This window comes from Sphingobacterium sp. SGR-19, from assembly GCF_011043555.1.
Lineage (GTDB): Bacteria > Bacteroidota > Bacteroidia > Sphingobacteriales > Sphingobacteriaceae > Sphingobacterium.
Genome location: NZ_JAAKGS010000001.1, coordinates 1 through 24,333, shown reverse-complemented (window position 1 = coordinate 24,333; position 24,333 = coordinate 1). Strand labels below are relative to the sequence as shown.

Sequence of the window (24,333 nt, the reverse complement as noted above, 5' to 3'; positions counted from 1 at the left end):
TGCGACTACTTGTGCCGGATTGGAATAAAAAGGCGAGTCGACGATCATCTACAGAATAATATTTATTCTATTTCCTATTAAATCAAGGCATGTCTTTTGTTAATTTCTATAGAAAAACAAAGGATGAAGTCATGAGAAGAACACCATATACTACAATCACCATTGTCGCCCTTGTCATGTTGGTCATGATATTTGCGACCACTTGTACCGGAATAGGGTAAAAAAGAATACGCTACCTTTCTTTTTCCCAAAAGTCTGCATTTTTAATCCCCAGTTCTTTGGGATTGAAATCCGGGTCTTTGATTCCTGCTTTACGTTTCGTTTTGTAATCCCGCCACACTTTCAATGCAGGTTTGCTAAGCAACAAGATAGCGATTAAGTTTACCCACGCCATCAACCCTACACCGATATCACCCAAGTTCCAGGCTAAGCCAGCCGTTCTGACTGTTCCAAAATAGGTTGCCGCAAGAAAACCTATTCGCAAGATCCAGATCACCACCTTTGTATTCCCTTTTTTAAAGATATAAGCGATATTGGTTTCCGCATAGTAGTAATAGGCCATAATCGTGGTAAATGCAAAAAAGAACAAAGCTATTGCCACAAATTGGTTTCCTATTGTGGGAAAATGATGCGCTACAGCGGCTTGAGTAAAGCCGTCTGCCTCTAGGCCCGGCACATGTTCCGTCACGAACGTCAATGCTCTCCCGGCGGCATCAAACGTCTCGCCTGTATTGAACATTCCCGTAAATAAAATCATAAAAGCGGTCGCGGTACAAACAAACAACGTATCTACATACACCGAAAACGCCTGTACCAACCCTTGTTGAGCGGGGTGTTTTACTTCCGCTGCCGCGGCGGCGTGCGGTGCTGTTCCCTGCCCAGCTTCATTGGAATATATTCCGCGTTTTACACCCCAGGCAATAGCCATCCCTATAATCCCACCAAAGGTCGCATCCATGCTAAAAGCAGAAGAGACAATCAGTTCGAATACCGCGGGAATCTGTGAAAAATTTAAAGCTATAATCACCACAGCCATCAAAATATAAGCACCTGCCATAAAGGGCACAATGTACTCGGCCGCTTTTCCTAAACGTTTAACCCCGCCTATAATAATAATGCCTAATAACAAAACAATAGCTACGCCTATCCAATTCACAGGAAAGTCAATACCTAGAAAGGATAAGGTTGTTAATTCTATACCAAAAGCATTTGTTACTGTCCCGTTAACTGCATTGCTCTGTACACCCGGTAATAGAAATCCGGTACTGATAATAGCCACAATCGCAAAAAGGACAGCATACCATTTTACGCCAAGCCCCTTCTCGATGTAGTAAGCGGGGCCTCCTCGATATTGGCCATCCTGCTCCTGTTTGTAAACCTGTCCTAAGGTAGCTTCCACAAAAGCGGAAGCGGATCCTAAAAAAGCAATTGCCCACATCCAGAATACGGCGCCCGGCCCACCCATAAAGATTGCAGTAGCCACCCCAACAATATTACCCGTCCCAACCCGTCCTGAAATAGCCAGAGCAAAGGCTTGAAAAGAAGAAATACCTTTATCAGAGTCACGTTTTATAAATAATAACCGCAGCATCTCCTTGATATAACCTACTTGTAAAAATCGGGTTCGGATGGAGAAATATAATCCTGTGAATAAACATAGGTATATAAAAAAATCGCTCCAAACAAGATTAGATACAGCTTTTACAATACTTTCCATATATTTTTTTGAATCATGTGGTTATGTAAGGGTATTTCTATGCCTTAAAGAACGGATTTTTTTTGCAAAATACCATATCTTTGAAGAAAATAGCACGAAATAATGTCAAACTCGGATAAGGCGATCAGAACGACTTACTTTAGCATACTCACCAACTTCTTATTGGCATTGGTGAAGTGGTTAGCGGGTTACTTCGGACATTCCCATGCTTTGATTGCCGATGCCATTGAATCTACAGCGGATATTTTTTCCTCCTTTTTGGTATTATTGGGGTTAAAATATTCCAAGCGCCCTGCCGACCACACGCACCCTTATGGACACGGGCGTATAGAGCCTTTGATTACTTTTATCGTCGTTATCTTCCTTATTGTTTCGGCTTTCATTATTGCCAAAGAAAGTATATATAACATTCAAACACCACATGAGGCGCCTAAATCCTGGACATTGTATGTTTTGGGCGCGATCATCCTCTGGAAAGAAATTTCTTTCCGGGTAATTATGCGGAGAAGCAAAAAGCTCAACAGTACCTCTCTCAAAGCCGACGCCTGGCATCACCGTAGTGATGCAATTACCTCTGTCGCGGCTTTTATCGGTATATCGATCGCCCTAATTTTTGGTGAAGGATATGAAAGTGCGGATGATTGGGCAGCACTGTTGGCTTCTGGACTAATTATCTATAATTGCTACGGCATATTTCGTCCGGCGTTGGCGGAAATTATGGACGAAAACCGCTACGAAGAATTGGAGGAAGAGGTACGTCAACACTCCCTGCAAGTAGCAGGAGTCGAGTTGATAGAAAAATGTTATATCCGAAAAATAGGCATGCTCTTCCAGGTAGATTTGCATGCCGTTGTGAATCCCGAACTGTCTGTACGCGAAGGGCACGCTATCGCCCATGACCTCAAAGACTATCTCATCGAAAACTTAGACAACATCGGGAATGTCTTTGTACATATTGAGCCGTTCGAGCGAGATTAATCTTCCTTAATCAGCGCTCTATCCAAATGCACATATCCACCATCTACGTGAATAAGCTGTCCGGTCGTATGGCTTGATTTATTAGACAGTAAAAACACGGTCGTATTAGCTATTTCTTCCGGTGTAGTCATACGATGCTCCAATGGTATACGATCCGTAATTTTCTTCAAGGTTTCTTCCGGATTATCCAATGTTTGTATCCAGGAATCATACTGTGGTGTCGCACATTCAGCTACAACAATAGCGTTCACCCGAATACCGTACGGCAACAGCTCTACTGCCCATTCGCGCGTAAGAGCGTTCCGCCCTCCATTTGAAGCTGCATAACCTGACGTATTTCCCTGTCCGGTCTCTGCTGTTTTTGAACTAATATTTACAATACTGCCTTTAGAAACACGTAAAGCGTCGACACTGTAATGAACCATTAAATAATAGTGAACCAAGTTTTTATGCAATGATTCGACAAATCGTTCGTAGTCACCAGACAGGAGTCCGACGCCATCATTATGGCCGGCGTTATTGACCAAGCCGTCAATACGTCCGCAAGCACGCAATGTCTCTTCTACTGCTTTCTTACAATCTTCCGATTTGGAAAGTTCAGCTTCCACCGAAAGAGCTTTACCCCCTAAAGCCTCGACTTCTGCTTTAACGAGATCGTTATCGGCTTGCTTTCGCCCCACAATAACAGGTAGCGCTCCCTCTTTTGCCAGTGCGAGGACGACGGCCCTACCGATACCTTTTGCACCGCCGGTTACGATGATTACTTTATCTTTTAAATTTAAATCCATTCGCTATGCTTTACTTTATTCCATAAAACCGGGCAGCATTTCCTCCCCAGAAAGCCTCCCGTTCTTCTTCGGAAAAACCTTCTATCGCCGTTTCAACAATCTTCATTACCTGCTCATATGTAGCAGCAACAAGACAAACCGGCCAGTCCGTTCCGAACATGATGCGATGCTTTCCAAAGCTAGAGATAACATGCTGAATATAAGGCTTAAAATCTTTCACTGCCCAATGTTTCCAATCCGCTTCGGTGACCAATCCGGAAACCTTACAAGATACATTCGGATATGCCGCCAATTTTTCTATAAATGCTGCCCATTCGTCAAATTCCCTTGTTCGTATAGCCGGCTTTGCCATGTGGTCCAATACAAAAGGTTGTTCCGGGTTTTGTTCCACACAGGTTAAGGTACTGTCGTAATGTCTCGGACGGATTAATAAATCATACGTATATTGACGAGCCGTCAACGCTTTAATTCCGCGTAAGAACGCCGGGCGGATTAAAAAATCGGGATCTTCTTCTGCCTCAATTACATGCCTAAATCCCTTGATAATGTCATGCTGACTAAAGCTCTCTAAATGTTTCTCTACGTCTTCTGATTGTAGATCCACCCATCCGACAACTCCCTTAATCATCGCATACATAGTCGACAAGTCTACCAAGAACTGCGTTTCTTCGTGTGATTGCGATGCCTGTACAGCAATTGTACCATCTATCCCGTTCGATTTGAGTACTGTAGCCAAATCAATCGGCAAAAAATTCTTCCGAATGGCTTCCATATCATCGGTTATCCAAGCGTCCCGATCCGCATTGAATATCCAAAAGTGCTGATGTGAATCAATACGCATAAGTGACAACCTCCTGGCGGGATTCGCCTAAATAATCTGCTCCCAATTCAACCACATCTCCGGCTTTGAGGTAAATCGGTGGATTAAAACCTAGCCCCACACCCGCCGGTGTTCCAGTGGAAATCACATCGCCCGGTAACAAGGTCATAAATTGTGAAACATAAGATACGACATGTTGCACAGAAAAAATCAAATCGGCCGTGTTACCGTCTTGATATGTTTTACCGTTGACCTTTAGCCAAAGACGCACGTTGTTGATATCCGGGATTTCGTCGACCGTAGTCATATAGGGACCCATCGGTGCAAATGTATCGCAGCCTTTTCCTTTATCCCATGTTCCTCCACGTTCCAACTGGTATTCGCGTTCCGACACATCATTATGCAACACATAGCCTGCTACATAATCCAATGCCGCTGCCTCTTCTACATAAGAAGCCTTTTTCCCTATCACAATACCAAATTCTACTTCCCAATCGGTTTTTGTCGAGTTTCTGGGAATCATTATTTGATCGTTAGGTCCTACCAATGAAGTTGTCGATTTCATAAAGATAATTGGTTCGCTCGGTATCGCTGCTCCAGTTTCCTCTGCATGGTCCTTGTAATTCAAACCTATACAAACGATCTTAGAAGGGCGGGCAAAAGGAGCTCCTAAGCGCGTATCCGTAGGGACTTCTGTCAACGTACCTTCGTTTGCCTTTACAAACTCTTCTAGTCTGGTTAAGCCGTTTTCCGCGAAAAACTGCTCATTATAATCTCCACCAAAAGCAGAAACGTCATAATTTACGCCATCGATTTGCACACCAATTTTTTCTTTTCCAAATTCCCCGAATCGTATTAGTTTCATTATTCTCTCTGTATTAAATATTTAAATATTATCAATTAATTGTTCAATTTAATAAACCCACCGTCGATAGGATAATCATTTCCTGTTATAAAGCCCGCATCATCGGAACACAGAAATAATGCTAATTTAGCAATTTCTTCCGGTTTCGCCATTCTGCCTATAGGTTGGGATTTGGAGAGCTTCTCAAACATTTCCTCCTCTTGCCCAGGATAATTCTTAGCAATAAAACCGTCCACAAAAGGGGTATGTACCCTTGCTGGAGAAATCGAATTCGAACGGATGTTATCCGCTATATAATCTCGCGCTACGGACATGCTCATAGCGTAGACAGCACCTTTACTCATAGAGTACGCAAATCTGTCACTAATCCCTACAACAGATGCAATGGAGGCTAAGTTCAAAATGGCGCCACCACCATTAGCCTTCATAACAGGCACTACAGCATAAAGGGCGTTATATGCTCCTTTTACATTTACATTAAATACGCGTTCAAAATCTTCCTGCAAACATTTTTCCAAGTTCCCTACATGCGCGATGCCTGCATTATTGACAAGGATATCCACCCGGCCAATGCTTTCGACCACGCGCAGAATATCGGCTTGTTCAACAACGTTACACGCATGTAATTTCGCTTGCCCACCCATTGATATAATACCGTCGACAACAGGTTGGGCCACCTCGGCATTTAAATCTATTACGTGTACATAAGCTCCTTCTTGGGCAAAAAGCTCTGCTATTGCTTTTCCTATACCACTACCGCCTCCCGTAATAATTGCTACTTTATTATTTAGCTTTGACATGTTATTTAAGTGTTAATTTACGTATTAATTTACAATGATACGCCTCTCCGCCATGGGATGAAATCATCTTGCCCCAACTGTACGGCTCTAGGTTGTTCTTCTCCACTTGCCACCGTTATTACATATTCCAATATCCGGTGCGCAGCTTGCTGAATGGTCTCCTCGCCATCGATGATAGTTCCACAGTTAATATCGATAATATCGGGCATCTTTTCGAATGTTTTTGTATTGGTGGATAATTTAATCACGGGCGTAATAGGATTCCCTGTTGGTGTCCCCAATCCGGTTGTAAATAGCACTATATTGGCTCCGGCCGCAACTTCCGCCGTTGTACTTTCTACGTCGTTTCCCGGCGTGCACAACAAGTTCAATCCCTTTGCATTGATTACTTCCGGATAATCCGTTACCGCCATGATAGGAGAATTCCCACCTTTCTTTGCAGCACCAGCAGATTTTATAGCGTCGGTAATCAATCCGTCCCGGATATTTCCTGGTGAAGGATTCATATAAAAACCGGAACCATCTGCCTCTGCTTTTGCATTGTATGTTTTCATCAAATGCATAAATTTCTCCGCCGTCGCCTCATCGATGCATCGATCGCTCAACTCCTGTTCTACGCCACAAAGCTCTGGAAATTCTGCTAAAATAACCGAGCCTCCCAGCGTCACCAATATATCCGAGACATATCCTAAAGCGGGATTCGCAGAAATACCCGAAAATCCATCGGATCCACCGCACTCCAAGCCGATACATAACTTATCTAATGTTGCCGGTTGACGAGTCTGTTTGTTCGCTTGCGTGAGTCCGGCAAAAGTCGCTTTGATGGCCTTCTGCATTAATTCCTGTTCTGTACCCTCTAGCTGTTGCTCAAAAATGTACAACGGTTTATTAAATTTCGCATCCCGCTTCTTAATTTCGTCCCGCAATATAGAGGCTTGTGCGTGCTGACAACCCAGGCTCAAAATAGTAGCACCAGCGACATTTGGGTGCGTAATATACCCCGCAAGCAATCCACATAGCGCATCGGAATCCATCCGTGTACCGCCGCAGCCCATATCATGATTTAAAAACTTGACGCCATCTACATTTGGAAACAAACGGGTTTTCTCTTTACGGATTTTCGCTGACGAAAGGTCTACGGCCAACAACTCATCTACAGAAGCGCCTGCCTGATAACGAACGATCAATTCATCCACTTCATCCGAATAATCTCTTGATTCTACATGATAACCCAATTTCTCTTCCAACGCGGATTTCAATGTGAGCACATTTCTGTTTTCACAAAACACTAACGGGATGACTAGCCAGTGATTAGCCGTTCCTACTGTACCATTGCTACGGTGGAACCCACTGAAAGTACGCCCTTCAAAAGCAGACACATCCGGCTTATCCCAATCTAATTTTCTGTTCCCCAACTTAAAACTATCGGAGGCATGGCGTAAATTATCAGTACTGATACGCACACCTTCTGCAACAGCATAATTCATTTTACCCACTAAAACGCCGTACATCAGTACATCGGCATCCTTTTCCAGCGCGTAAATCGTGAATTTGTGTTTCGCGCGGACAGCTTCCTGTAAGATGAAGCTTCGTCCGTCGAATTCCACCTCAAATCCCGGAGGCAAGTCCCGCAACGCTACCAATACATTATCTTTGGGGTGTATTTGTAAATATGATAATCGCTCTCTATTCATCCTTATAATTCAAAAATTTTGTCCATCAACACCCATTTTTCTCCTGGTTTTGCTCCCGGTAGAGCTTGCTGGTATTTCCACATCAATGTTTCCCATTCCTGTACTTTTGGATTAGCTGCGTCCATTTCATCTTTCTTTTCGAAACTGAACTCATTATTCACATCTAAAACCATAAATAGTCTATTTGCAAAACGATATATAACCATCTCCTGAACACCTGTATCTTTTATCGATGAACGAATTTCCGGCCATACAGCTCGGTGGTAAACCTCATATTCTGCTATTAATTCGGGATCGTTTACGAGATCTAGTGCAAGTGCATATCTCTTCATATAGTATATTCTTTGTTATTATTCCTATTCTTCCAAGCAAACAGCGCCACCATTACAAAACACATAAACACGACATAATATGCCAGTTGGAAATCGCCTGTCCAGTCGGACACCAGCCCCAATACTGGCGGCAAAGCAGCTCCGCCTACAATCGACATAACAATCAGGCTGGACGCTGATTTCGTATCCGCGCCTATACCTTCCACACCGACTGCAAAAATAGTTGGAAACATGATAGACATAAAAAAAGCAATAGCAATCATAGCATATAAGGTTCCTATCCCGTTGCCATAAATTACATATAACGTTAAACCCATGGAAACCAACGCATATATCAATAGCAACTTAAGTGGTTCTATATATCGCATAAAGAATGTTCCAATGAATCTACCGAGCATAAAGGCAAGTCCCGCAACACCAGCGTAATAACTTGCTTGCGTAGGAGCAACACCTGAAACCTCCGTTGCGTACATAACCAAAAAACTCAATATACAGACTTGTGCTCCGATATAGAAAAATTGCGCTATTACTGCCCAAGATACATTTTTGTGTCTTAGCGAACCGAACACACCTTTAGAACCGCCCCCCTCTTCCTTTTCTTTGATTTCGGGCAGTTTGGTGAAAATGAAGAAAACGGTTAGCAATAGCAGAATCAATCCCAGCACAAGATACGGTCCCTTTACAGAAGCAGTTTCCGCTTGGATGTAAGCATTTCTTGCCTGCTCACTCAATGCTGCAATCTCTTCAGCAGACTTTGGTTCTTCCGTTAGAATAAATTTACCTCCAACAATAGGTGCAACAAATGCTGCTAAGCCATTGAAAGATTGTGCAAAGTTGAGCCGCTGCGTTGCTTTTTCAGGATCACCTAATACCGTAATATACGGATTTGCGGCCGTTTCCAATATAGCAAGCCCACAGGACACTATAAATAAAGCCCCCAAAAAGAAATAATAGTTGATCTTATTTGCAGCAGGAATGAAAAGGAAACATCCTAATGCGAAAACAAGCAATCCCACTGTTATACCTGTCTTATATCCAAAACGCTTCATGATATAACCTGCAGGAATAGCCAATAAAAAATAAGCTATAAAAACTGCAGAGTCCACCAAAGACGCCTGGAAATGGGTTAAACTAAACGCATTTCGTAAATGTGGAATCAGAATTGGATCTAGATTGTGGATGAAACCCCAAAAGAAAAATAAAGAGGTTATTAACGCAATAGCTAGTGTATATTTCTTTTCTCGTGCCATAGGAACTGAATTGGAAAGTAAAACTAATATAAATTACCATAGCATTATTGAACTATTTTACCGATTTATTAACCAATATTAACACTGATTATGTACATTTAAGCATTCTATACGAATAAATAAATTATCTTATTGATGCAACGTTTAGATCATACCTCGTCCACTCTTAGTGCAATCGCTGTCCGGCATGATAATATGCCTCAAAACAATATCTGGCATTATCATGAAGAATTAGAATTTATTTATATTAAGCACGGAAAAGGAACGTTCTTTGTAGGCGACTGCATCCAGCAGTTTTCTGATAATTTTACTGTTTTAATAGGCTCTAAAACACCGCATTATTGGCTTTTTGATGAAGAATATCTAAAGGCTGATGGATCCACTGTAGCCACGATATATGCTATCCACTTCAAACCCGATTTTGTCGGTTCTGATTTTTTTGGATTGCCGGAGGCCATCGGGATTAAGCAGGTTTATCGGCTAGCAAAACAGGCTATTTTATTTCCATCGAACAACCCAAACCTTGTACATTTCTTCGAAAATATACCTAACCAATTGCCTACCAAACGACTCATTAAGCTTCTGGAAATTCTCGATTATACAGCAGCCCTACCTATGCTGACTACATTAGTAAGTTCCCACTACACGAATCCACAGCAACAAGGCGACTATCTTCGTATGAATAAAATACTAGATTATATCCGTTTACATTACAAGTCTAAAATTCATCTTGATGAGATCGCTCATATAGCTGGGATGACATCTAACTCCTTTTGTCGCTACTTTAAACAGCGTACCGGAAAAACACTGATTGAATTTATTAATGAACTTCGAGTAGGTCACGCCTGTAAGCTACTATCGGAAAGCAACGCACCCGTTAAAGAGATCTGTTTCGAGTCCGGTTTTCATAATTTCGTCAGTTTTCACAAGATGTTTAAATCCATCACTGGTTCTACGCCCTCTGCCTACCGGGAATCGATTCAATAGCTCGCCCGAAATGGACATCTTGCACGTTTACTAGAAAACCGTTATATTTGCTCTTTTGGCAATGATGTCTGCCCTAAACCGCCCGAAAAAGCTGATGACGTCTACTTTATTTGCATAATCTTCAAACAAGATAGTTATTGATAAAGATGATAAAGTCAGTTCCTTTGATTCGCCTCTTTTTTAAATGGTTGTTTTTAATATGTGCTATTTCCGGTTTGGTAGGTCTCCTATCCGCTGCATTTCTGTATGCTTTAAATGAAGTCACCCTGTTTCGCGAAACGCACCGCTGGATCATACTTTTGCTACCTTTTGCCGGCATGTGTATTGTATGGTGGTATCAACGATATGGAGGCGGAGCACAAAAGGGGAACAACCTCCTATTGGAAGAATACTACAACCCTACGACTCCAGGAATTCCAGGGAAAATGGCACCTATGATCATTCTCACAACCTTAATGACCCATCTTTTCGGTGGCTCGGCAGGGCGCGAAGGGACAGCAGTACAATATGGAGGCGCTATTGCAGCCCAATTCAACAAGTTCGTTCCGCTAGGGAAGCAAGACAAACGCATTCTCTTGTTATGTGGGATAGCGTCGGGATTTGCTTCACTTTTCGGAACACCATTAGCGGGTGCCATTTTCGCTATCGAGATGGTCCAGCTAGGTAAAATACGCTGGCGAGGTATAGTTGCTATATTGGCAACAGCTTTACTTTCTAACTGGGTATGCACGCTCTACGGTGATTTACATACCCATTATCCTCCTATCGGAGAAGTTCCCTCCTGGTCTTTTCCTATCGTTGCTTACCTGTTGCTTGCGGGGAGCTTATTCGGACTGGCGTCCATTCTATTTCGCTATACCGGCGATATATTCAGCATCGGATTCAAAAAAATAAAGCAACCATTACTTCGCCCTTTTATTGGTGGAATATTAGTTATTTTAACCGTCTTTCTTTTACAAACCACAAAACATATAGGGCTCGGTATCTCTACGATTATTGCCGCCTTTCAGCAACCTCTTCCCCCGACGGATTTCCTTATCAAAATAGGACTGACTGCACTGACTTTGAGCGCGGGCTTCAAAGGGGGGGAAGTTACGCCGCTGTTTTTCATTGGCGCTACCTTAGGCAATGCCTTGGCACCTTTCATCCCACTTCCGATGGCGCTCCTAGCCGCTACCGGTTTTGTCTCCGTGTTTGCCGGCTGCACAAAAACACCCATCGCGTGTACAGTGATGGCCATAGAGTTATTTGGCTGGCAATACGGCTTGTTTTTCTTAATAACCTGCCTGATTAGCTATGTAGTCTCCGGAAAAAAAGGTATCTATAGTGCGCAAAGAATTAAAAACTTTAAACTTTTTTAAATCCACAACGAGACCTGAGATTTTACCGTCTAGGGAATTAGTGAAGTTTTTATATGTTATGTTTTCAGCGTAGCATACAACTCTAGATACAGATCAATCGCTTTTCTTTTATCCATAGTGAGATGAAAATCAAGGCTCTCGGTCAAATACGCGTGGTAATCAAAACCCTCGTATACAGGCAGTCCTGGGATAACATCTTCGGGATGTTCCACTCCCATTGCCAGCGCATGGTTGAACGCTTCTTTAAAATCTTCAGGTAATTCCTTATTCGAAACCCATACGGCGAAAGCAAAAGGCAAACCGGTCATATCTTTCCAATAATATCCCAAGTCGTACGCAAAGGGTACTTTGTTTTTTTTGCCAAAAGTGCGATCACCAATCAATACATAAGCATCGGCCTGTCCTTCTGTGAGGATTTCTACGTCTTTTTTCCAATAATGCTTCAATAGAATTTGTGCCAATCCATTGGAGGTTCTGGACTGTTTATCCAACAGCAACGTTTCGATTTCCTCAATCGGTTTATTGGAAAAAATAAACACAGAATCTACTGCACCATCACTTCCAATACAGTAATCACCAATAATATGGTAATTAGAGAGCTTAGCTAAAGCGGCAATAGGAATAATCCCCATATCCACCTCGTTATCGATTACCTTCCGCGCACACTCACTGGGGTAGTCTACCGAGAGGTCTATCGCATTTATCACGTCTGAGTTTCTTATACCATTCAAAAAAGGAAGTGTGTTTGTATAAGAAACAGCAGATATCGCTATTTTATTCATTATAGATTTTCTAGATGTTTAATGTTATAATGATCAACTATTTCAAAACAGTTACCATTATATTCCAATACATACAGGGCTGTATTGGTATGTGGGAAATCATCCATTAGGCATACGGCAACATTGGTCAAATGACAGAGCAAGATACGCATTGCGCGGCCGTGCATACACACCAGAACCGTTTCTTCATCTTGCTGTTGCAACATGTAAGATATTGCTTGTTGCTGGCGGGCCACCAGCTGGTTCGGAGATTCTCCTTGCTCGATGCTTAAATCCAAGTTTCCCTCTCTCCAAGAATTTACTACTTTCTCAAAACCTGTTATAATAGTGTCATCCTGCTCCTTTCCTTCATAAATCCCCCATGAAATTTCATCCAGGCCCACCAATTCCTCACTCGGTATGCCTTGTTCAAGAAAGGGCCTAACGGTTTGTTTGGTCCGTAACAAGGTAGATGTATATATCTTATCAAAAGGCACATGGTTAAAGGCTTCATAAAAAGCCTGTGCTTGCCTATGTCCCGTTTCATTCAGCGGAGAATCTATACCTCTCCCCTGCACAATCCCTTTTAAATTTAAATCTGTTTGTCCGTGTCGGATAAAATAAAATGTCTTTCTCAATGTCTAACGGTTATTCTACTACGGGTAACGAATAATAATTTGGCTTATTTGCATCGTCAAAAACAACATCTTTATAATCAGTTACTACTTTATAAAGGGTGTCGCGTTCAATTGGATGTCTGCCTACCTGCTTAATAAGCTCGACCAATTGGCGAGTGCTCATTGCCGGGTGTTGTTCTTCTGCGCCGGCCATGGAGTAGATTTTAGTAGTATCATCTAATGTGCCATCTATATCATCCACGCCGAATGCCAACGAAAGTTGTGCAGTATCTCTGGAAATCATCGCCCAATAAGCTTTGATGTGATCAAAATTATCCATATAAATCCGCGCAACCGCGTAGTTGCGCAAGTCTTCCACAACCGATACTTCCGGTACATGTGACATTTGATGACCTTGATTACGGAACTTCAAGGGGATAAATGCTTGGAAACCTTCGGTTTTGTCCTGCAATTGACGTAATCGCTCCATGTGGTCTATACGATGCCAAAATTCTTCAATATGTCCATACAGCATCGTAGCGTTGGTACGCATGTGCAAGCTATGCGCTTGTTCGTGAATGTCTAACCATTGCTCGGCCGTACACTTGTCGCCTGCTATTTTCTCACGGATTTCCGGATGGAAGATCTCCGCACCGCCTCCCGGCATAGAATCAAGACCACATTCCTGCAGGTATTTCAAACCATCGTAATGGCTCATTTTTGCTTTTTTGAAGATGTAGTAATACTCTACCGGCGTAAGCCCTTTAATATGTAAATCAGGGCGGTGTGCTTTACACTGACGGAAAAAGTCGGCATAAAAATCTAGATTCTGTTTTGGCACAACGCCACCTGTAATATGTACCTCGGTAACTGGCTCGTCGTCGTACTTTTTTACAATATCCATCATACCCGCAACATCCATTTCCCATCCCTGCTCCCTCTCTTTAATCAACCGGGAATACGCACAGAACTTACAATCGTACACACATACGTTAGTGGGCTCGATATGAAAATTTCTGTTGAAGTACGTATAGTCACCGTGTTTTTTCTCACGGATATAATTAGCGAGCACACCTAAATAGCCGAGTTCTCCGCGCTGGTATAGTATAACGCCTTCCTCAAAACTCACCCGCTCACCTTGAAGCACCTTTTGGGCGATTCGTCTTAATTCGGTGTCTAAGTTTTTATCTTGAATTAAAAAATTAAGTTTCTCCGTTGCGTTCATTTCTGCCTCCTAACAAATTTATTGTTTTATACTTTTTTTTCCGCAAAAAAAGTATACAAAAAAACTCGCCACTTTAAAATTTTGAATGGAAGGGATAGTGCATTCATCTTATTTCTACATATTTCAAAATTTTACATGTGGCATTTAAAGGCTAAGGAGGGGATAATACAATTGCACAATTCCTCCCTTGACATTAAAAGTCGCATCCGAATGTTTTACAACTGTACAAATTCATCCTTAGTACTATTCCAAATGTAAAACATTCGAAGCGACGAGGTTTTTGCTTCTTTTTCACGGGGAAAAAGAAGTTAAAAGACTAATCAATAAACTGCTGCATATCAATCAACCGTCTATACAACCCGTCCTTTGCGATTAGATCGTGATGACTCCCTTGTTCTACAACTTGTCCATTCTCAATCACCACAATATTATCTGCATTTTGGATTGTACTTAAACGATGGGCAATAACTACCGTCGTTCTATTTTCCATCAGTTTATAAAGTGAGTCCTGCACTAATTTTTCTGATTCCGTATCTAATGCTGAGGTTGCCTCGTCCAATAACATGATCGGAGGATTCCGCAACACTGCCCTGGCGATACATATACGTTGCCGCTGGCCACCGGATAATTTAGCTCCGCGGTCACCGATATTTGTTTCGTAACCATTTTCCGTTTTCAAGATGAAGTCGTGCGCATTCGCAATGCGTGCCGCATGTTCCACTTCTTCCATGGTCGCATTCGGTTGAGCAAAAGCAATATTATTAAATATGGTATCGTTGAACAATACCGTTTCCTGATTTACAGTACCAATCAGTGTCCTCAACGATTCCTGTTGAAGGTCACGCACATCGACGTCATCTACTAAGATCGCCCCGCCAGTCACATCCATAAACCTGGGAATCAAATCGACCAATGTCGATTTTCCTCCTCCCGACGGTCCCACCAAAGCTATCGTCTTGCCCTTCGGTATCTCCATATTAATGTTGCGCAAAATCTGTTTCTCGCCATATGCAAAATTTACATCCTTAAACGCTATTGACTGGTTAAAACCATGTACGGGTTTTGCATCAGGTTTATCTACCACTGCATTACGTTCGTCGATAAGTTCTAATACACGTTCGCCGGCCGCAATGCCATTATGGATACTCGAAAACGATTCTGTCAAAGCTTTTGCCGGACGCATCACTTGTGAGAAAATACCGATATACGCTATAAATTCCGATGCGGACAGCTCCCCCTGTCCTGTTAGCACTAAGTTTCCTCCATACAACAATATAACGGCCACCATCACCACGCCAAGCAATTCGGAAACAGGTGAACTCATTTGTTGTCTGCGTACCATTCTTCGGAGTATCTTCGAATAGCGCTCACTTTCTCCGTTAAAGCGGTCTTTTACAAATGGAATGGCGTTAAACGCTTTGATGATTTTCACACCTGAAAGTGCTTCATCCAAATACGATATCATATTCGCGTAAGACTGCTGCGCTTCCCGAGCCTGTTCACGCAATTTTTTTACGATTAACGAGATTAAAAAAGCAGAAACAGGAATAACGGCTATTGAAAATAAAGTCAATTTGGCAGAAAAACTAAATAGAACAACTATATAGGCTATAAGCTGTAAGGGTTCTTTAAAGGCAACTTGTAAGGTCGATGTTACAGAAAACTGTACCACTTGTACGTCCGATGCTATTTTAGACATCACATCCCCCTTGCGGCTGTTTGTAAAAAAACCCACATGGAGATCCATCACATTGTTGAATACCGCTTTACGCAAATTTAAAAGAGTGTGTATCCGCAAGTTTTCCATTATCCGCTGCGATAAATATCGAAAAAGATTGCTTATAAACACCGACGTGACAATAACGATACAGACATATTTGAGTGCTTCGTATGGCCCTATATCATAGTAAAGCTTATCCGCCAGATACATAAACCATTCGCCCATATCATAGCCATCTGGTTTCGCTGGAGTATTTACGGCGTTAACATCAGCATTCCCTGTTCCTTTAAACAATACCTGCAATAAAGGGGCTAACAGGGCGAGGTTAAGTGTGCCAAAAACCACCGTAATAATGGTACAAATAATATACGGAATGGCATATTTCCCGATAGGTTTTGCGAAAGATAACAGTCTAAAGTATGTCTTCATGTACGATATTAAGACTACAAAAGTAACAAACAAATGCATTTTACCTAATGTAAAAGCGTCAACATAGCCCTATTGTTGCACTGTTTTGATATTTTCCTATTAAATAGGATTCTTTATTGCATTAAATCTGTAATTTAGGCGCTAAATTTCAAATTTATTAATATGCACATAGAAGTTGCCCATAGACTACAACATACAGAGGAGTACTACTTCTCCAAAAAGTTGCGGGAAATTGACGAAATGAATAAGCGCGGGGCACGGGTGATTAACTTAGGCATCGGAAGCCCCGATCTGCCACCACATCCAGACGTATTGCGTGTTTTAAGCGAGGAAGCAAGTAAAAATTATACACACGGATATCAAAGCTATAGAGGAGCCGCGATTCTTCGGGAGGCTATGGCTGACTGGTATAAACGTTATTACCATGTAGATTTAAATCCACAAACGGAAATTCTTCCCCTTATTGGTTCAAAAGAAGGCATCGTGCATATCTGTATGACCTATTTACAAGAAGGCGATGAGGTACTGATTCCCAATCCGGGTTATCCGGCTTATACAAGTGCCGTAAGAGTAAGCGGTGCAACGGCTGTTTCGTATGAATTAAAAGCCGAAAACAACTGGCAACCTGATTTTGAGTTGCTGGAAAAAAGCGATCTAAGTAAAGTGAAAATGATGTGGATTAACTATCCGCACATGCCTACTGGCGCATCTGCTACAATCGAATTATTTGAACGGATTGTAACTTTCGGCAAAAAACATAATATATTGATCTGCCACGACAATCCTTACAGCTTCATATTAAATGACAAACCACGCAGCTTAATGGCTGTAGAGGGTGCAAGAGAAGTAGCCATCGAACTAAACTCTTTGAGCAAGTCATCTAATATGGCCGGTTGGCGCATTGGCATGCTGATAGCGGACGAAAACCGTATCAACGAAATCTTACGTTTTAAAAGCAACATGGATTCGGGTATGTTTTTACCGCTACAGGCGGCTGCAGCAACGGCACTTCGACTAGATTCATCTTGGTATACTGAACTTAATGCCGTCTATGCCAAAAGACGCGAAAAGGTTTTCCGTATCATGGATATATTGGAATGTGATTATGACCGCGCACAAGTCGGGCTTTTCGTTTGGGCGAAAGTTCCCGACAAATATACAGACGGATATGCTTTAAGCGATGATATTCTACACCAGGCATACGTATTCATTACTCCTGGCGGAATATTCGGCAGCGCAGGCGAACAGTATATCCGGATCAGCCTCTGTGCGAAGGAGGAAGTATTTGATCAAGCTATCGAACGTATCGAAGGGCGGGGAACAAAAGAAAAAAGTTAAAAATTTGAACATTGGATCTACAAAAAAAATGAACATAACTATTGTGGGCGTGGGATTAATTGGAGGCTCTATCGGCATCCGCCTGAAGGAAACCCAATTTGGTGAAAAGATAATCGGCGTAGAAAAAAACGAAGCCAACGCAAAAAAAGCCTTGCAACTGGGACTCGTTGACGAAATTCAGTCACTGGATGAGGCGATTGCATCCAGCCGAATTATTATCTTAACTGTACCGGTAGACGCTATCACGCACCTGCTACCAGGTATTTTGGACAAGGTGACCAATCAAGTGGTCATTGATATGGGATCTACAAAAACAAACATCTTACGTCTGATAGAAGATCATCCGAACCGGGGACGGTATATCGCAGCGCATCCGATGGCCGGTACAGAATACTCGGGTCCCGAAGCGGCTATCCCCAATCTGTATAAAGATAAAGTGATGGTATATGTGGAAGCGTTCAAAACGGATGAAGACGCTTTTGAGCTAGCCGATTCGCTGACAGAAAAACTGGAAATGAAAACCACGTTTATGACAGCGGAGGAACACGACATGCATACAGCGTATGTATCGCATATTTCCCATCTTACTTCTTTCGCGCTTGCATTGACTGTTTTGGAAAAAGAAAAATCACAGGGACGTATTTTTGAACTTGCGGGATCGGGATTTGAATCGACCGTCCGCCTCGCAAAATCATCTCCAGATATGTGGACGCCTATTTTTAAACAAAACCGTGACAACGTATTGGAAGTATTGGAAGAGCATATTAAACAGCTGCAAAATCTATATACAAAATTAGATAAAGAAGATTACGAAGGGTTACATAAACTAATAAAGAAATCCAATAAAATAAAAAGGATCATCAAATAATTATTTGCAAAACACACAACAAAAGTATACTTTTGTTGCATTATTAATAAAAATGACTTATTTGTTCACACATCACATCCATTTCCACCATCGCCATTTTGGCGATATGTAATGTAATGTGTTTCTACGTGAAGCAAAAACCCCGAGTTATCTTTCTTTTATTAATAATAGTAAACATTAAAAATCCTACATTTTGAAGAATCTTAAAATCGCTATCCAAAAATCGGGTAGATTAAATGAAAAATCGGTTCAGTTGCTTAAAAACTGCGGGCTTGATTTTGAAAACTATAAAAGTTCCCTTATCACCACGGTCAATAATTTCAACCTGGAAATATTGTTCCTACGCGACGATGATATTCCCGGATACGTCGCACAAGGCATTGCAGATTTAGGTATTGTCGGAGAGAATGTTATTGATGAATCGCAGGAAAAAGTGACGTATTTGCAAAGGCTCGGTTTTGGTCGTTGTATGTTAAAGATCGGAATTCCTAAAGACTCCGATATACAGGAACTCAAAGATTTACAAGGCAAAGCAATAGCTACCACCTACCCTAACATTCTCCAAGAATTTTTGGCTGAACATAATCTATCAGCGGAGATACGACAAATTTCGGGCTCTGTAGAGATAGCGCCGGGCTTAGGTTTAAGTGATGCCATCTGCGATATCGTTTCTACGGGCGGCACGTTAAAAAGCAATGGGCTTAAACCCTTCGCAGATGTGCGCCGTTCCGAAGCTATTCTTATTGGTCGCGAGGGGTTGACAGAAAACCCCATTTTATGCGAACTGCTGCAGCGTGTACAGTCGGTGTTACGTGCAAAAGAAACGAAATACGTTGTATTAAACGTGGAAAAAAGCAACCTCCCAAAGATAACAACGCTGCTGCCGGGTGTAAAAAGTCCAACAGTAGTTCCGCTTGCAGAAGAGGGCTGGGTAGCCGTCCACACCGTTATTCCCGAGGATGATTTCTGGGATAAAATCAATAAATTGAAAGCCGCTGGCGCACAGGGTATTGTGGTCATGCCTATAGAAAAAATAATACTATAATGTTAAAACGGTATTCATTTAACAGCTTAACCGCAGCGGATATCGAACAACTCACTGCGCGCAACACGGATGCTACGCATGCCATTCAAGACGCGGTATCGCAGATCATTGATGATGTTCGTCTACGCGGCGATCAATCGCTGAAGGAACTTACATTAAAGTTCGATAAAGTAGCCCTTGAAAGGCTTTATTTGGAAAAAGAAGATATTGAGGCGCTGGCCTCGACCATTACGCGCGACCAACAGCGTGCATTGGAAATAGCCTTTCAAAACATCCATAAGTTTCATAGTAGCCAGCTACGTAGAGAGCGGGTCGTTGAAACCATGCCGGGAGTGGAATGTTGGCGTGAAGTGCGCCCCATTGAAAAAGTGGGATTATATATCCCTGGCGGATCAGCGGTTTTGCCAAGTACCTTACTAATGCTCGGCGTACCGGCACGGATAGCGGGATGCAAAGAAATCGTGGTATGTTCACCGCCGCAACAAACCGGAAAAATAAACGGCTTTGTCGCCTACTGTCTGCTATTGTTAAAAATTGAAAAGATATACCTTGTAGGTGGTGCACAAGCCATTGCTGCGATGGCGTATGGCACGGAATGCATACCGAAGGTGGACAAGATATTCGGTCCGGGAAACCAGTTTGTCACCAAAGCAAAAAGTATCGTTCAGAGTATGGTAAACGTCAGCATTGATATGCCCGCCGGTCCCTCTGAAGTTTTGGTCGTAGCCGACCATACCGCCCAGCCGGCATTCGTTGCTGCCGACTTATTAGCGCAGGCAGAACACGGGCCGGATAGTCAAGCGGTTCTTGTAGCCACATCAGCAGATATCATCCAGCGGGTTAACGACGAACTTCAGAAGCAACTCGACGTGTTACCTCGCGCAGAAATAGCGAACATGGCCCTTAAAAATTCATATGCTATGGAGGTGACTGACTTACAGGAAGCACTCGATTTTTCCAACCGGTATGCTCCAGAACATCTGATACTGGAAACAGACGAATGGAAAAGTTTACTTCCACGCATTACCAATGCAGGTTCGGTGTTTTTAGGGCACCTCACCCCAGAGAGCGCCGGCGACTATGCTTCAGGTACCAATCACACCTTGCCTACTTCGGGTTATGCACGTTCTTATTCTGGCGTCTCCGTAGATTCTTTTGTTAAGAAAATCACATTTCAGCACATCTCCCGTGACGGGTTACGTCATATTGGCTCCACCGTGGAGACTTTAGCCGAACTGGAAGGGTTGCATGCGCATAAAAACGCAATAAGTATCCGAAAATAAAGCCCTCGGTTCTTATTGGTTTTTCTATCTTTGCAGCATATTTCCCAAACAAAAGCGTAGAAGGCTTTGTTCTATCTACTGTTGGGCAATACTTATACAAACGAACAGTTTATTATGGCAGATAATAAAAAACACATTGTCGTTGTAGGTGGCGGATTTGCGGGTATAAATTTCGTCAAATCTTTAGGAAAAAGACACCCTTACAGAGTGACCTTAGTGGATATCAACAATTACAACTTCTTCCCTCCTTTAATTTATCAAGCGGCTACCGCTTTTATAGAAGCTTCGAATATCAGTATGCCTTTCCGCAAAATGTTTAGAAAACATCAAGGATTCTCCTTCCATCTCGGAAGGTTATTGAATATTCGTGCGGAGAGCAACCTCATTGAAACGGATACGGGCGATTTACCGTACGATTATTTAATTTTAGCCACGGGCACCGAAACTAATTTCTTCGGCATGGAGAACGTCAAGAAAAAGGCATTTCCGATGAAGAATATCACCGATGCACTCGCTATCCGGAACAAGTTATTACTTAACCTCGAAGATTATATTCAACGGACAGATGATCCGGATCGCGAAGCGTATATAAACATCGTCGTTGCTGGCGGTGGCCCATCTGGTGTGGAGGTTTCTGGAATGATCGCCGAGCTGAGTGAGCGTATTGTTAAAAAAGAATATCCAGAATTAGTGGGATTAAAACCAAAAATCCATCTGGTAGATGCGGGGCCAGCCCTTTTAGCCCCTATGAGTAGCGTCGCTCAGAAAGAAGCGTTTGAAGTTCTGGAGAAACTAGGGATAGATATTACGTTGAATACTGCTGTCAAAGATTACGTGGACGATACGGTTATCCTAGCTAACGGCGCTGAAATAAAAACCAAAACATTGATCTGGACTTCTGGGGTTATAGCTCGCGAGTTACCGGGGCTACCAGCAGAAAAGTTTGGAAGAGGACGTCGGGTTTTAGTCGATCAGTTCAATGGCGTACAAGGTTATCACAACATTTTTGCTATCGGCGACATCTGCTTTCAGGACACAGACCCGAAATTCCCCAATGGTCATCCACAATTAGCCCAAGTTGCTATTCAACAAGGGATTTTATTGGCCAAGAACATTATTGCCAAAGATCAAGGACAAACATTGAAACCGTTTTCGTATGTGGATAAAGGAAGCATGGCCATCATAGCGCGTTACAAAGCTGTCGCCGACTTACCTAAATTTTCCTTTACCGGTTTCTTTGCTTGGCTCACGTGGCTGCTTATCCATCTTTTCCCTATCGCAGGCTTTCGTAATAGGTGGAAATTGTTAGGAAACTGGGTTTGGTCTTTCTATTCAGCCAACTCCGATCTTCGTCTAATCATCCGCAGCGAACGGAAGCGAGACAACAATGAAGTAAGAACGAATATTCATGGCTAGAATAACTTCTTAACATACATCAATAATTTAAATAAAGACTTGCCATAACTTTGTGTTATCAAAACAATAAAGTTATGGCAAAATCAATTTTACATAAAGCAGATTCCAGAGGAAAAGCAGACCACGGTTGGCTTAAAAGCTTTCATACATTTAGTTTTGCTTCCTACCATCATCCTGATCGTGTACATTTCGGTGCCCTTCGTGTGCTGAACGACGATCAGGTATCGGGCGGACAGGGATTTGGCGAACATCCCCATAATAACATGGAAATCATTTCCATTCCGTTGAAAGGGGAGCTGAAGCACCGCGACAACATGGGGAATGAAGGCGTTATCAGACCCGGCGAAATCCAGGTAATGAGTGCCGGTACGGGTATTTATCATTCGGAGTTCAATAATATGCCCAATGAGGCAGCCGAATTCCTTCAAATATGGATTTTCCCAAATAAACGTAACGTTGACCCACGCTACGATCAAGCCAAGTTACACTATCGGCAACTCCCCAATCAGCTAGAACAGATTCTTTCCCCAAACCCAAAAGATCAAGGTGTGTGGATACATCAGGAGGCCTGGTTTCATATGGGCCTTCTCGAGAAAGGAAATCATACGGAATATGTACTCAAAGATCCTGCAAACAATGGTGTATATATTTTTGTTCTTAACGGTAGTGTGCGAGTCGGTGACCAAATTTTAAACCGACGAGATGGTTACGGACTGTCGGAGATTGAAAGGTTCACACTTGAAGCTACTGCAGATGCCGAGATATTATTAATGGAAGTTCCCATGGAAATACAATAAGAATTATTTATTCAAAAATTATATACAGATGAAAAAGTTAACTTTATTTTTTGCATTTCTATTCGTTTCAATAGGATTGTTTGCGCAGACAACATGGACGGCGGATCCATACCATTCTAAATTAGGCTTTACGGTTACGCACTTGGGTATTGCGGACGTCCCCGGTCATTTCAACACGTATGACGTATCGATCGTTTCGTCTAAAGAAGACTTTAGTGATGCTGTTATCGAACTGACTGTACAAACTAACTCGATAGATACCCGAGTGGAACCGCGGGACAATCATCTAAAAAGCGCTGATTTCTTTGATGCTGAAAAACATCCTACAATGACGTTTAAAAGCACTTCTATTGAAAAATCCGGACAGGATACCTATACGCTTAAAGGAGATCTCACTTTACTAGGCGTTACAAAACCGGTTACCATGACGATGAAACATCGCGGAACTACGCAAAATCCAAATGCTGATGGAGCTCCTGTAGCCGGTATTCAAATTACAGGGGAAATCAAACGATCCGATTTTGGTTTAGGCTCTAAATTCCCCGCTCCTATGATTAGCGATGGAGTACAGATAAAAGCGGATGGCGAATTTGGTCATAAGAAATAATACACTTCGGGTTCGGAGAACCTTCGCTATCTATTCGGACTCTATCCGGACTCTATTCGGACTCTATTCGGACTCTGTTCGCCAATTTACCGTATATTTACCGTGTAACCAACGTGTAATTACCGTGCGCGGCTCGGTAACTACACGGTAAACTGACATAAAAAACACGGTCATTGGGCGAAGAAAGTATAAAGAAAGGGCGAAGCACGTACGTAAAAAGGTAAAGGCCGGTTTTCTTCAGATATTGTGTTTTCATCCCTCCTATCGGGTCCTCATCCCTCCTAACAAAAAAACATCCTCGTTAGGATGTCTTTTTTGTGGAGCCGGAGGGATTGCTTGCGTCTCACAGCCCCGCACTCAGGGCAGCAGCGAATATATTTCGAACCCTCTATCGGGTCCTCATCCCTCCTAACAAAAAAACATCCTCGTTAGGATGTCTTTTTTGTGGAGCCGGAGGCTCTTTTTTTATGGTTTTTTAAAGATTATTACGCACTTAATAAAAAGCATAAACAACTGTAAATCAGTGTAAAAATATCATTTTAGATTTTTATGAGTTTTTAGGTATTCTGAAAAATTGGGTGTAAATTTGGGTGTACATATTTTACTTACACCCAAAAATGAACATCAAAAGAAAT

22 protein-coding genes and 1 riboswitch are annotated in these 24,333 nt (G+C 42.3%); of the genes, 10 read left to right on the top strand and 12 right to left on the bottom strand.

Going from position 1 to position 24,333, the window contains the following annotated elements; all coding sequences use genetic code 11:
• Window positions 1-232: 232 nt before the first annotated feature.
• Window positions 233-1,717 (bottom strand): alanine/glycine:cation symporter family protein, encoded by a 1,485-nt coding sequence (locus G5B43_RS00110; RefSeq protein WP_165292705.1) that lies wholly within the window; start codon window positions 1,715-1,717, stop codon window positions 233-235.
• Between the two features lie 102 nt (window positions 1,718-1,819).
• Between G5B43_RS00110 and G5B43_RS00105 the strand changes: the two genes are divergently transcribed.
• Window positions 1,820-2,695 carry a cation diffusion facilitator family transporter gene (locus G5B43_RS00105; RefSeq protein WP_165292704.1) on the top strand — a complete coding sequence of 292 codons (876 nt, stop codon included), beginning with the start codon at window positions 1,820-1,822 and terminating at the stop codon, window positions 2,693-2,695.
• Here the strand turns inward: G5B43_RS00105 and G5B43_RS00100 are convergent.
• The 7 genes from G5B43_RS00100 to fucP are packed head-to-tail and all read right to left on the bottom strand — an operon-like array spanning window position 2,692 to window position 9,244.
• Window positions 2,692-3,483 carry an SDR family oxidoreductase gene (locus tag G5B43_RS00100; RefSeq protein ID WP_165292703.1) on the bottom strand — a complete coding sequence of 264 codons (792 nt, stop codon included), beginning with the start codon at window positions 3,481-3,483 and terminating at the stop codon, window positions 2,692-2,694. The two genes, G5B43_RS00105 and G5B43_RS00100, sit on opposite strands and share 4 nt — an antisense overlap.
• 10 nt (window positions 3,484-3,493) lie before the next feature.
• Window positions 3,494-4,324, bottom strand: a complete 831-nt coding sequence (locus tag G5B43_RS00095) for an amidohydrolase family protein (RefSeq protein ID WP_165292702.1) — start codon at window positions 4,322-4,324, stop codon at window positions 3,494-3,496.
• On the bottom strand, window positions 4,314-5,168 hold the full coding sequence (locus tag G5B43_RS00090; RefSeq protein ID WP_165292701.1) for a fumarylacetoacetate hydrolase family protein: 855 nt from the start codon (window positions 5,166-5,168) through the stop codon (window positions 4,314-4,316). The genes G5B43_RS00095 and G5B43_RS00090 overlap by 11 nt, the downstream gene beginning before the upstream one ends.
• Before the next feature lie 35 nt (window positions 5,169-5,203).
• A complete protein-coding gene (locus G5B43_RS00085) occupies window positions 5,204-5,968 on the bottom strand; it encodes an SDR family NAD(P)-dependent oxidoreductase (protein ID WP_165292700.1) in 765 nt (254 codons plus the stop codon).
• Window positions 5,969-5,997: 29 nt separating this feature from the next.
• Window positions 5,998-7,662 carry a UxaA family hydrolase gene (locus tag G5B43_RS00080; protein WP_165292699.1) on the bottom strand — a complete coding sequence of 555 codons (1,665 nt, stop codon included), beginning with the start codon at window positions 7,660-7,662 and terminating at the stop codon, window positions 5,998-6,000.
• Window positions 7,663-7,664: 2 nt separating this feature from the next.
• A complete protein-coding gene (locus G5B43_RS00075) occupies window positions 7,665-7,994 on the bottom strand; it encodes an L-rhamnose mutarotase (protein ID WP_165292698.1) in 330 nt (109 codons plus the stop codon).
• Entirely contained in the window at window positions 7,991-9,244 is a 1,254-nt protein-coding gene (gene fucP, locus G5B43_RS00070; RefSeq protein ID WP_165292697.1) for an L-fucose:H+ symporter permease, read from the bottom strand. Before fucP ends, G5B43_RS00075 begins: the two co-directional genes overlap by 4 nt.
• A 135-nt stretch (window positions 9,245-9,379) precedes the next feature.
• On the opposite strand from fucP, the gene G5B43_RS00065 reads away from it, so the two are divergent.
• Both G5B43_RS00065 and G5B43_RS00060 read left to right on the top strand, forming a co-directional pair.
• Window positions 9,380-10,231 (top strand): helix-turn-helix domain-containing protein, encoded by an 852-nt coding sequence (locus tag G5B43_RS00065; RefSeq protein WP_165292696.1) that lies wholly within the window; start codon window positions 9,380-9,382, stop codon window positions 10,229-10,231.
• Between the two features lie 48 nt (window positions 10,232-10,279).
• Window positions 10,280-10,342: riboswitch (Fluoride riboswitch) on the top strand.
• Window positions 10,343-10,377: 35 nt separating this feature from the next.
• A complete protein-coding gene (locus G5B43_RS00060) occupies window positions 10,378-11,592 on the top strand; it encodes a chloride channel protein (protein WP_165292695.1) in 1,215 nt (404 codons plus the stop codon).
• Between the two features lie 56 nt (window positions 11,593-11,648).
• Here G5B43_RS00060 and G5B43_RS00055 read toward each other — a convergent pair whose 3' ends face one another.
• The 4 genes from G5B43_RS00055 to G5B43_RS00040 all read right to left on the bottom strand — a co-directional run bounded on the left by G5B43_RS00055 (window position 11,649) and on the right by G5B43_RS00040 (window position 16,344).
• Window positions 11,649-12,374 carry a menaquinone biosynthetic enzyme MqnA/MqnD family protein gene (locus tag G5B43_RS00055; protein WP_165292694.1) on the bottom strand — a complete coding sequence of 242 codons (726 nt, stop codon included), beginning with the start codon at window positions 12,372-12,374 and terminating at the stop codon, window positions 11,649-11,651.
• Window positions 12,374-12,991, bottom strand: coding sequence for a histidine phosphatase family protein (locus tag G5B43_RS00050; protein ID WP_165292693.1), 618 nt, complete (start codon window positions 12,989-12,991; stop codon window positions 12,374-12,376). The genes G5B43_RS00055 and G5B43_RS00050 overlap by 1 nt, the downstream gene beginning before the upstream one ends.
• 10 nt (window positions 12,992-13,001) lie before the next feature.
• Window positions 13,002-14,195 (bottom strand): radical SAM protein, encoded by a 1,194-nt coding sequence (locus G5B43_RS00045; RefSeq protein ID WP_165292692.1) that lies wholly within the window; start codon window positions 14,193-14,195, stop codon window positions 13,002-13,004.
• A 316-nt stretch (window positions 14,196-14,511) separates the two neighbouring features.
• Window positions 14,512-16,344 carry an ABC transporter ATP-binding protein gene (locus G5B43_RS00040; protein ID WP_165292691.1) on the bottom strand — a complete coding sequence of 611 codons (1,833 nt, stop codon included), beginning with the start codon at window positions 16,342-16,344 and terminating at the stop codon, window positions 14,512-14,514.
• Between the two features lie 162 nt (window positions 16,345-16,506).
• Here G5B43_RS00040 and G5B43_RS00035 point away from each other — a divergent pair, with 162 nt between their 5' ends.
• From G5B43_RS00035 to G5B43_RS00005, 7 genes are all read left to right on the top strand, one after another.
• Entirely contained in the window at window positions 16,507-17,682 is a 1,176-nt protein-coding gene (locus G5B43_RS00035) for a pyridoxal phosphate-dependent aminotransferase (protein WP_165292690.1), read from the top strand.
• A 28-nt stretch (window positions 17,683-17,710) separates the two neighbouring features.
• Window positions 17,711-18,550, top strand: a complete 840-nt coding sequence (locus G5B43_RS00030) for a prephenate dehydrogenase (RefSeq protein ID WP_165292689.1) — start codon at window positions 17,711-17,713, stop codon at window positions 18,548-18,550.
• 193 nt (window positions 18,551-18,743) lie between these two features.
• Window positions 18,744-19,595 carry an ATP phosphoribosyltransferase gene (gene hisG / locus G5B43_RS00025; RefSeq protein WP_165292688.1) on the top strand — a complete coding sequence of 284 codons (852 nt, stop codon included), beginning with the start codon at window positions 18,744-18,746 and terminating at the stop codon, window positions 19,593-19,595.
• Window positions 19,595-20,878 carry a histidinol dehydrogenase gene (hisD, locus tag G5B43_RS00020; RefSeq protein WP_165292687.1) on the top strand — a complete coding sequence of 428 codons (1,284 nt, stop codon included), beginning with the start codon at window positions 19,595-19,597 and terminating at the stop codon, window positions 20,876-20,878. Before hisG ends, hisD begins: the two co-directional genes overlap by 1 nt.
• A 114-nt stretch (window positions 20,879-20,992) precedes the next feature.
• Window positions 20,993-22,294 carry an NAD(P)/FAD-dependent oxidoreductase gene (locus G5B43_RS00015; protein ID WP_165292686.1) on the top strand — a complete coding sequence of 434 codons (1,302 nt, stop codon included), beginning with the start codon at window positions 20,993-20,995 and terminating at the stop codon, window positions 22,292-22,294.
• A gap of 74 nt (window positions 22,295-22,368) precedes the next feature.
• On the top strand, window positions 22,369-23,091 hold the full coding sequence (locus G5B43_RS00010; protein ID WP_165292685.1) for a pirin family protein: 723 nt from the start codon (window positions 22,369-22,371) through the stop codon (window positions 23,089-23,091).
• 28 nt (window positions 23,092-23,119) lie between these two features.
• Window positions 23,120-23,698 (top strand): YceI family protein, encoded by a 579-nt coding sequence (locus G5B43_RS00005; RefSeq protein ID WP_165292684.1) that lies wholly within the window; start codon window positions 23,120-23,122, stop codon window positions 23,696-23,698.
• Window positions 23,699-24,333 lie beyond the last annotated feature (635 nt).

Coding starts and splice junctions, on each gene's coding strand:
- G5B43_RS00110 (WP_165292705.1), bottom strand. CDS start 1,717: ATGGAAAGTATTGTAAAAGCTGTATCTAATCTTGTTTGGAGCGATTTT.
- G5B43_RS00105 (WP_165292704.1), top strand. CDS start 1,820: ATGTCAAACTCGGATAAGGCGATCAGAACGACTTACTTTAGCATACTC.
- G5B43_RS00100 (WP_165292703.1), bottom strand. CDS start 3,483: ATGGATTTAAATTTAAAAGATAAAGTAATCATCGTAACCGGCGGTGCA.
- G5B43_RS00095 (WP_165292702.1), bottom strand. CDS start 4,324: ATGCGTATTGATTCACATCAGCACTTTTGGATATTCAATGCGGATCGG.
- G5B43_RS00090 (WP_165292701.1), bottom strand. CDS start 5,168: ATGAAACTAATACGATTCGGGGAATTTGGAAAAGAAAAAATTGGTGTG.
- G5B43_RS00085 (WP_165292700.1), bottom strand. CDS start 5,968: ATGTCAAAGCTAAATAATAAAGTAGCAATTATTACGGGAGGCGGTAGT.
- G5B43_RS00080 (WP_165292699.1), bottom strand. CDS start 7,662: ATGAATAGAGAGCGATTATCATATTTACAAATACACCCCAAAGATAAT.
- G5B43_RS00075 (WP_165292698.1), bottom strand. CDS start 7,994: ATGAAGAGATATGCACTTGCACTAGATCTCGTAAACGATCCCGAATTA.
- fucP (WP_165292697.1), bottom strand. CDS start 9,244: ATGGCACGAGAAAAGAAATATACACTAGCTATTGCGTTAATAACCTCT.
- G5B43_RS00065 (WP_165292696.1), top strand. CDS start 9,380: ATGCAACGTTTAGATCATACCTCGTCCACTCTTAGTGCAATCGCTGTC.
- G5B43_RS00060 (WP_165292695.1), top strand. CDS start 10,378: ATGATAAAGTCAGTTCCTTTGATTCGCCTCTTTTTTAAATGGTTGTTT.
- G5B43_RS00055 (WP_165292694.1), bottom strand. CDS start 12,374: ATGAATAAAATAGCGATATCTGCTGTTTCTTATACAAACACACTTCCT.
- G5B43_RS00045 (WP_165292692.1), bottom strand. CDS start 14,195: ATGAACGCAACGGAGAAACTTAATTTTTTAATTCAAGATAAAAACTTA.
- G5B43_RS00040 (WP_165292691.1), bottom strand. CDS start 16,344: ATGAAGACATACTTTAGACTGTTATCTTTCGCAAAACCTATCGGGAAA.
- G5B43_RS00035 (WP_165292690.1), top strand. CDS start 16,507: ATGCACATAGAAGTTGCCCATAGACTACAACATACAGAGGAGTACTAC.
- G5B43_RS00030 (WP_165292689.1), top strand. CDS start 17,711: ATGAACATAACTATTGTGGGCGTGGGATTAATTGGAGGCTCTATCGGC.
- hisD (WP_165292687.1), top strand. CDS start 19,595: ATGTTAAAACGGTATTCATTTAACAGCTTAACCGCAGCGGATATCGAA.
- G5B43_RS00015 (WP_165292686.1), top strand. CDS start 20,993: ATGGCAGATAATAAAAAACACATTGTCGTTGTAGGTGGCGGATTTGCG.
- G5B43_RS00010 (WP_165292685.1), top strand. CDS start 22,369: ATGGCAAAATCAATTTTACATAAAGCAGATTCCAGAGGAAAAGCAGAC.
- G5B43_RS00005 (WP_165292684.1), top strand. CDS start 23,120: ATGAAAAAGTTAACTTTATTTTTTGCATTTCTATTCGTTTCAATAGGA.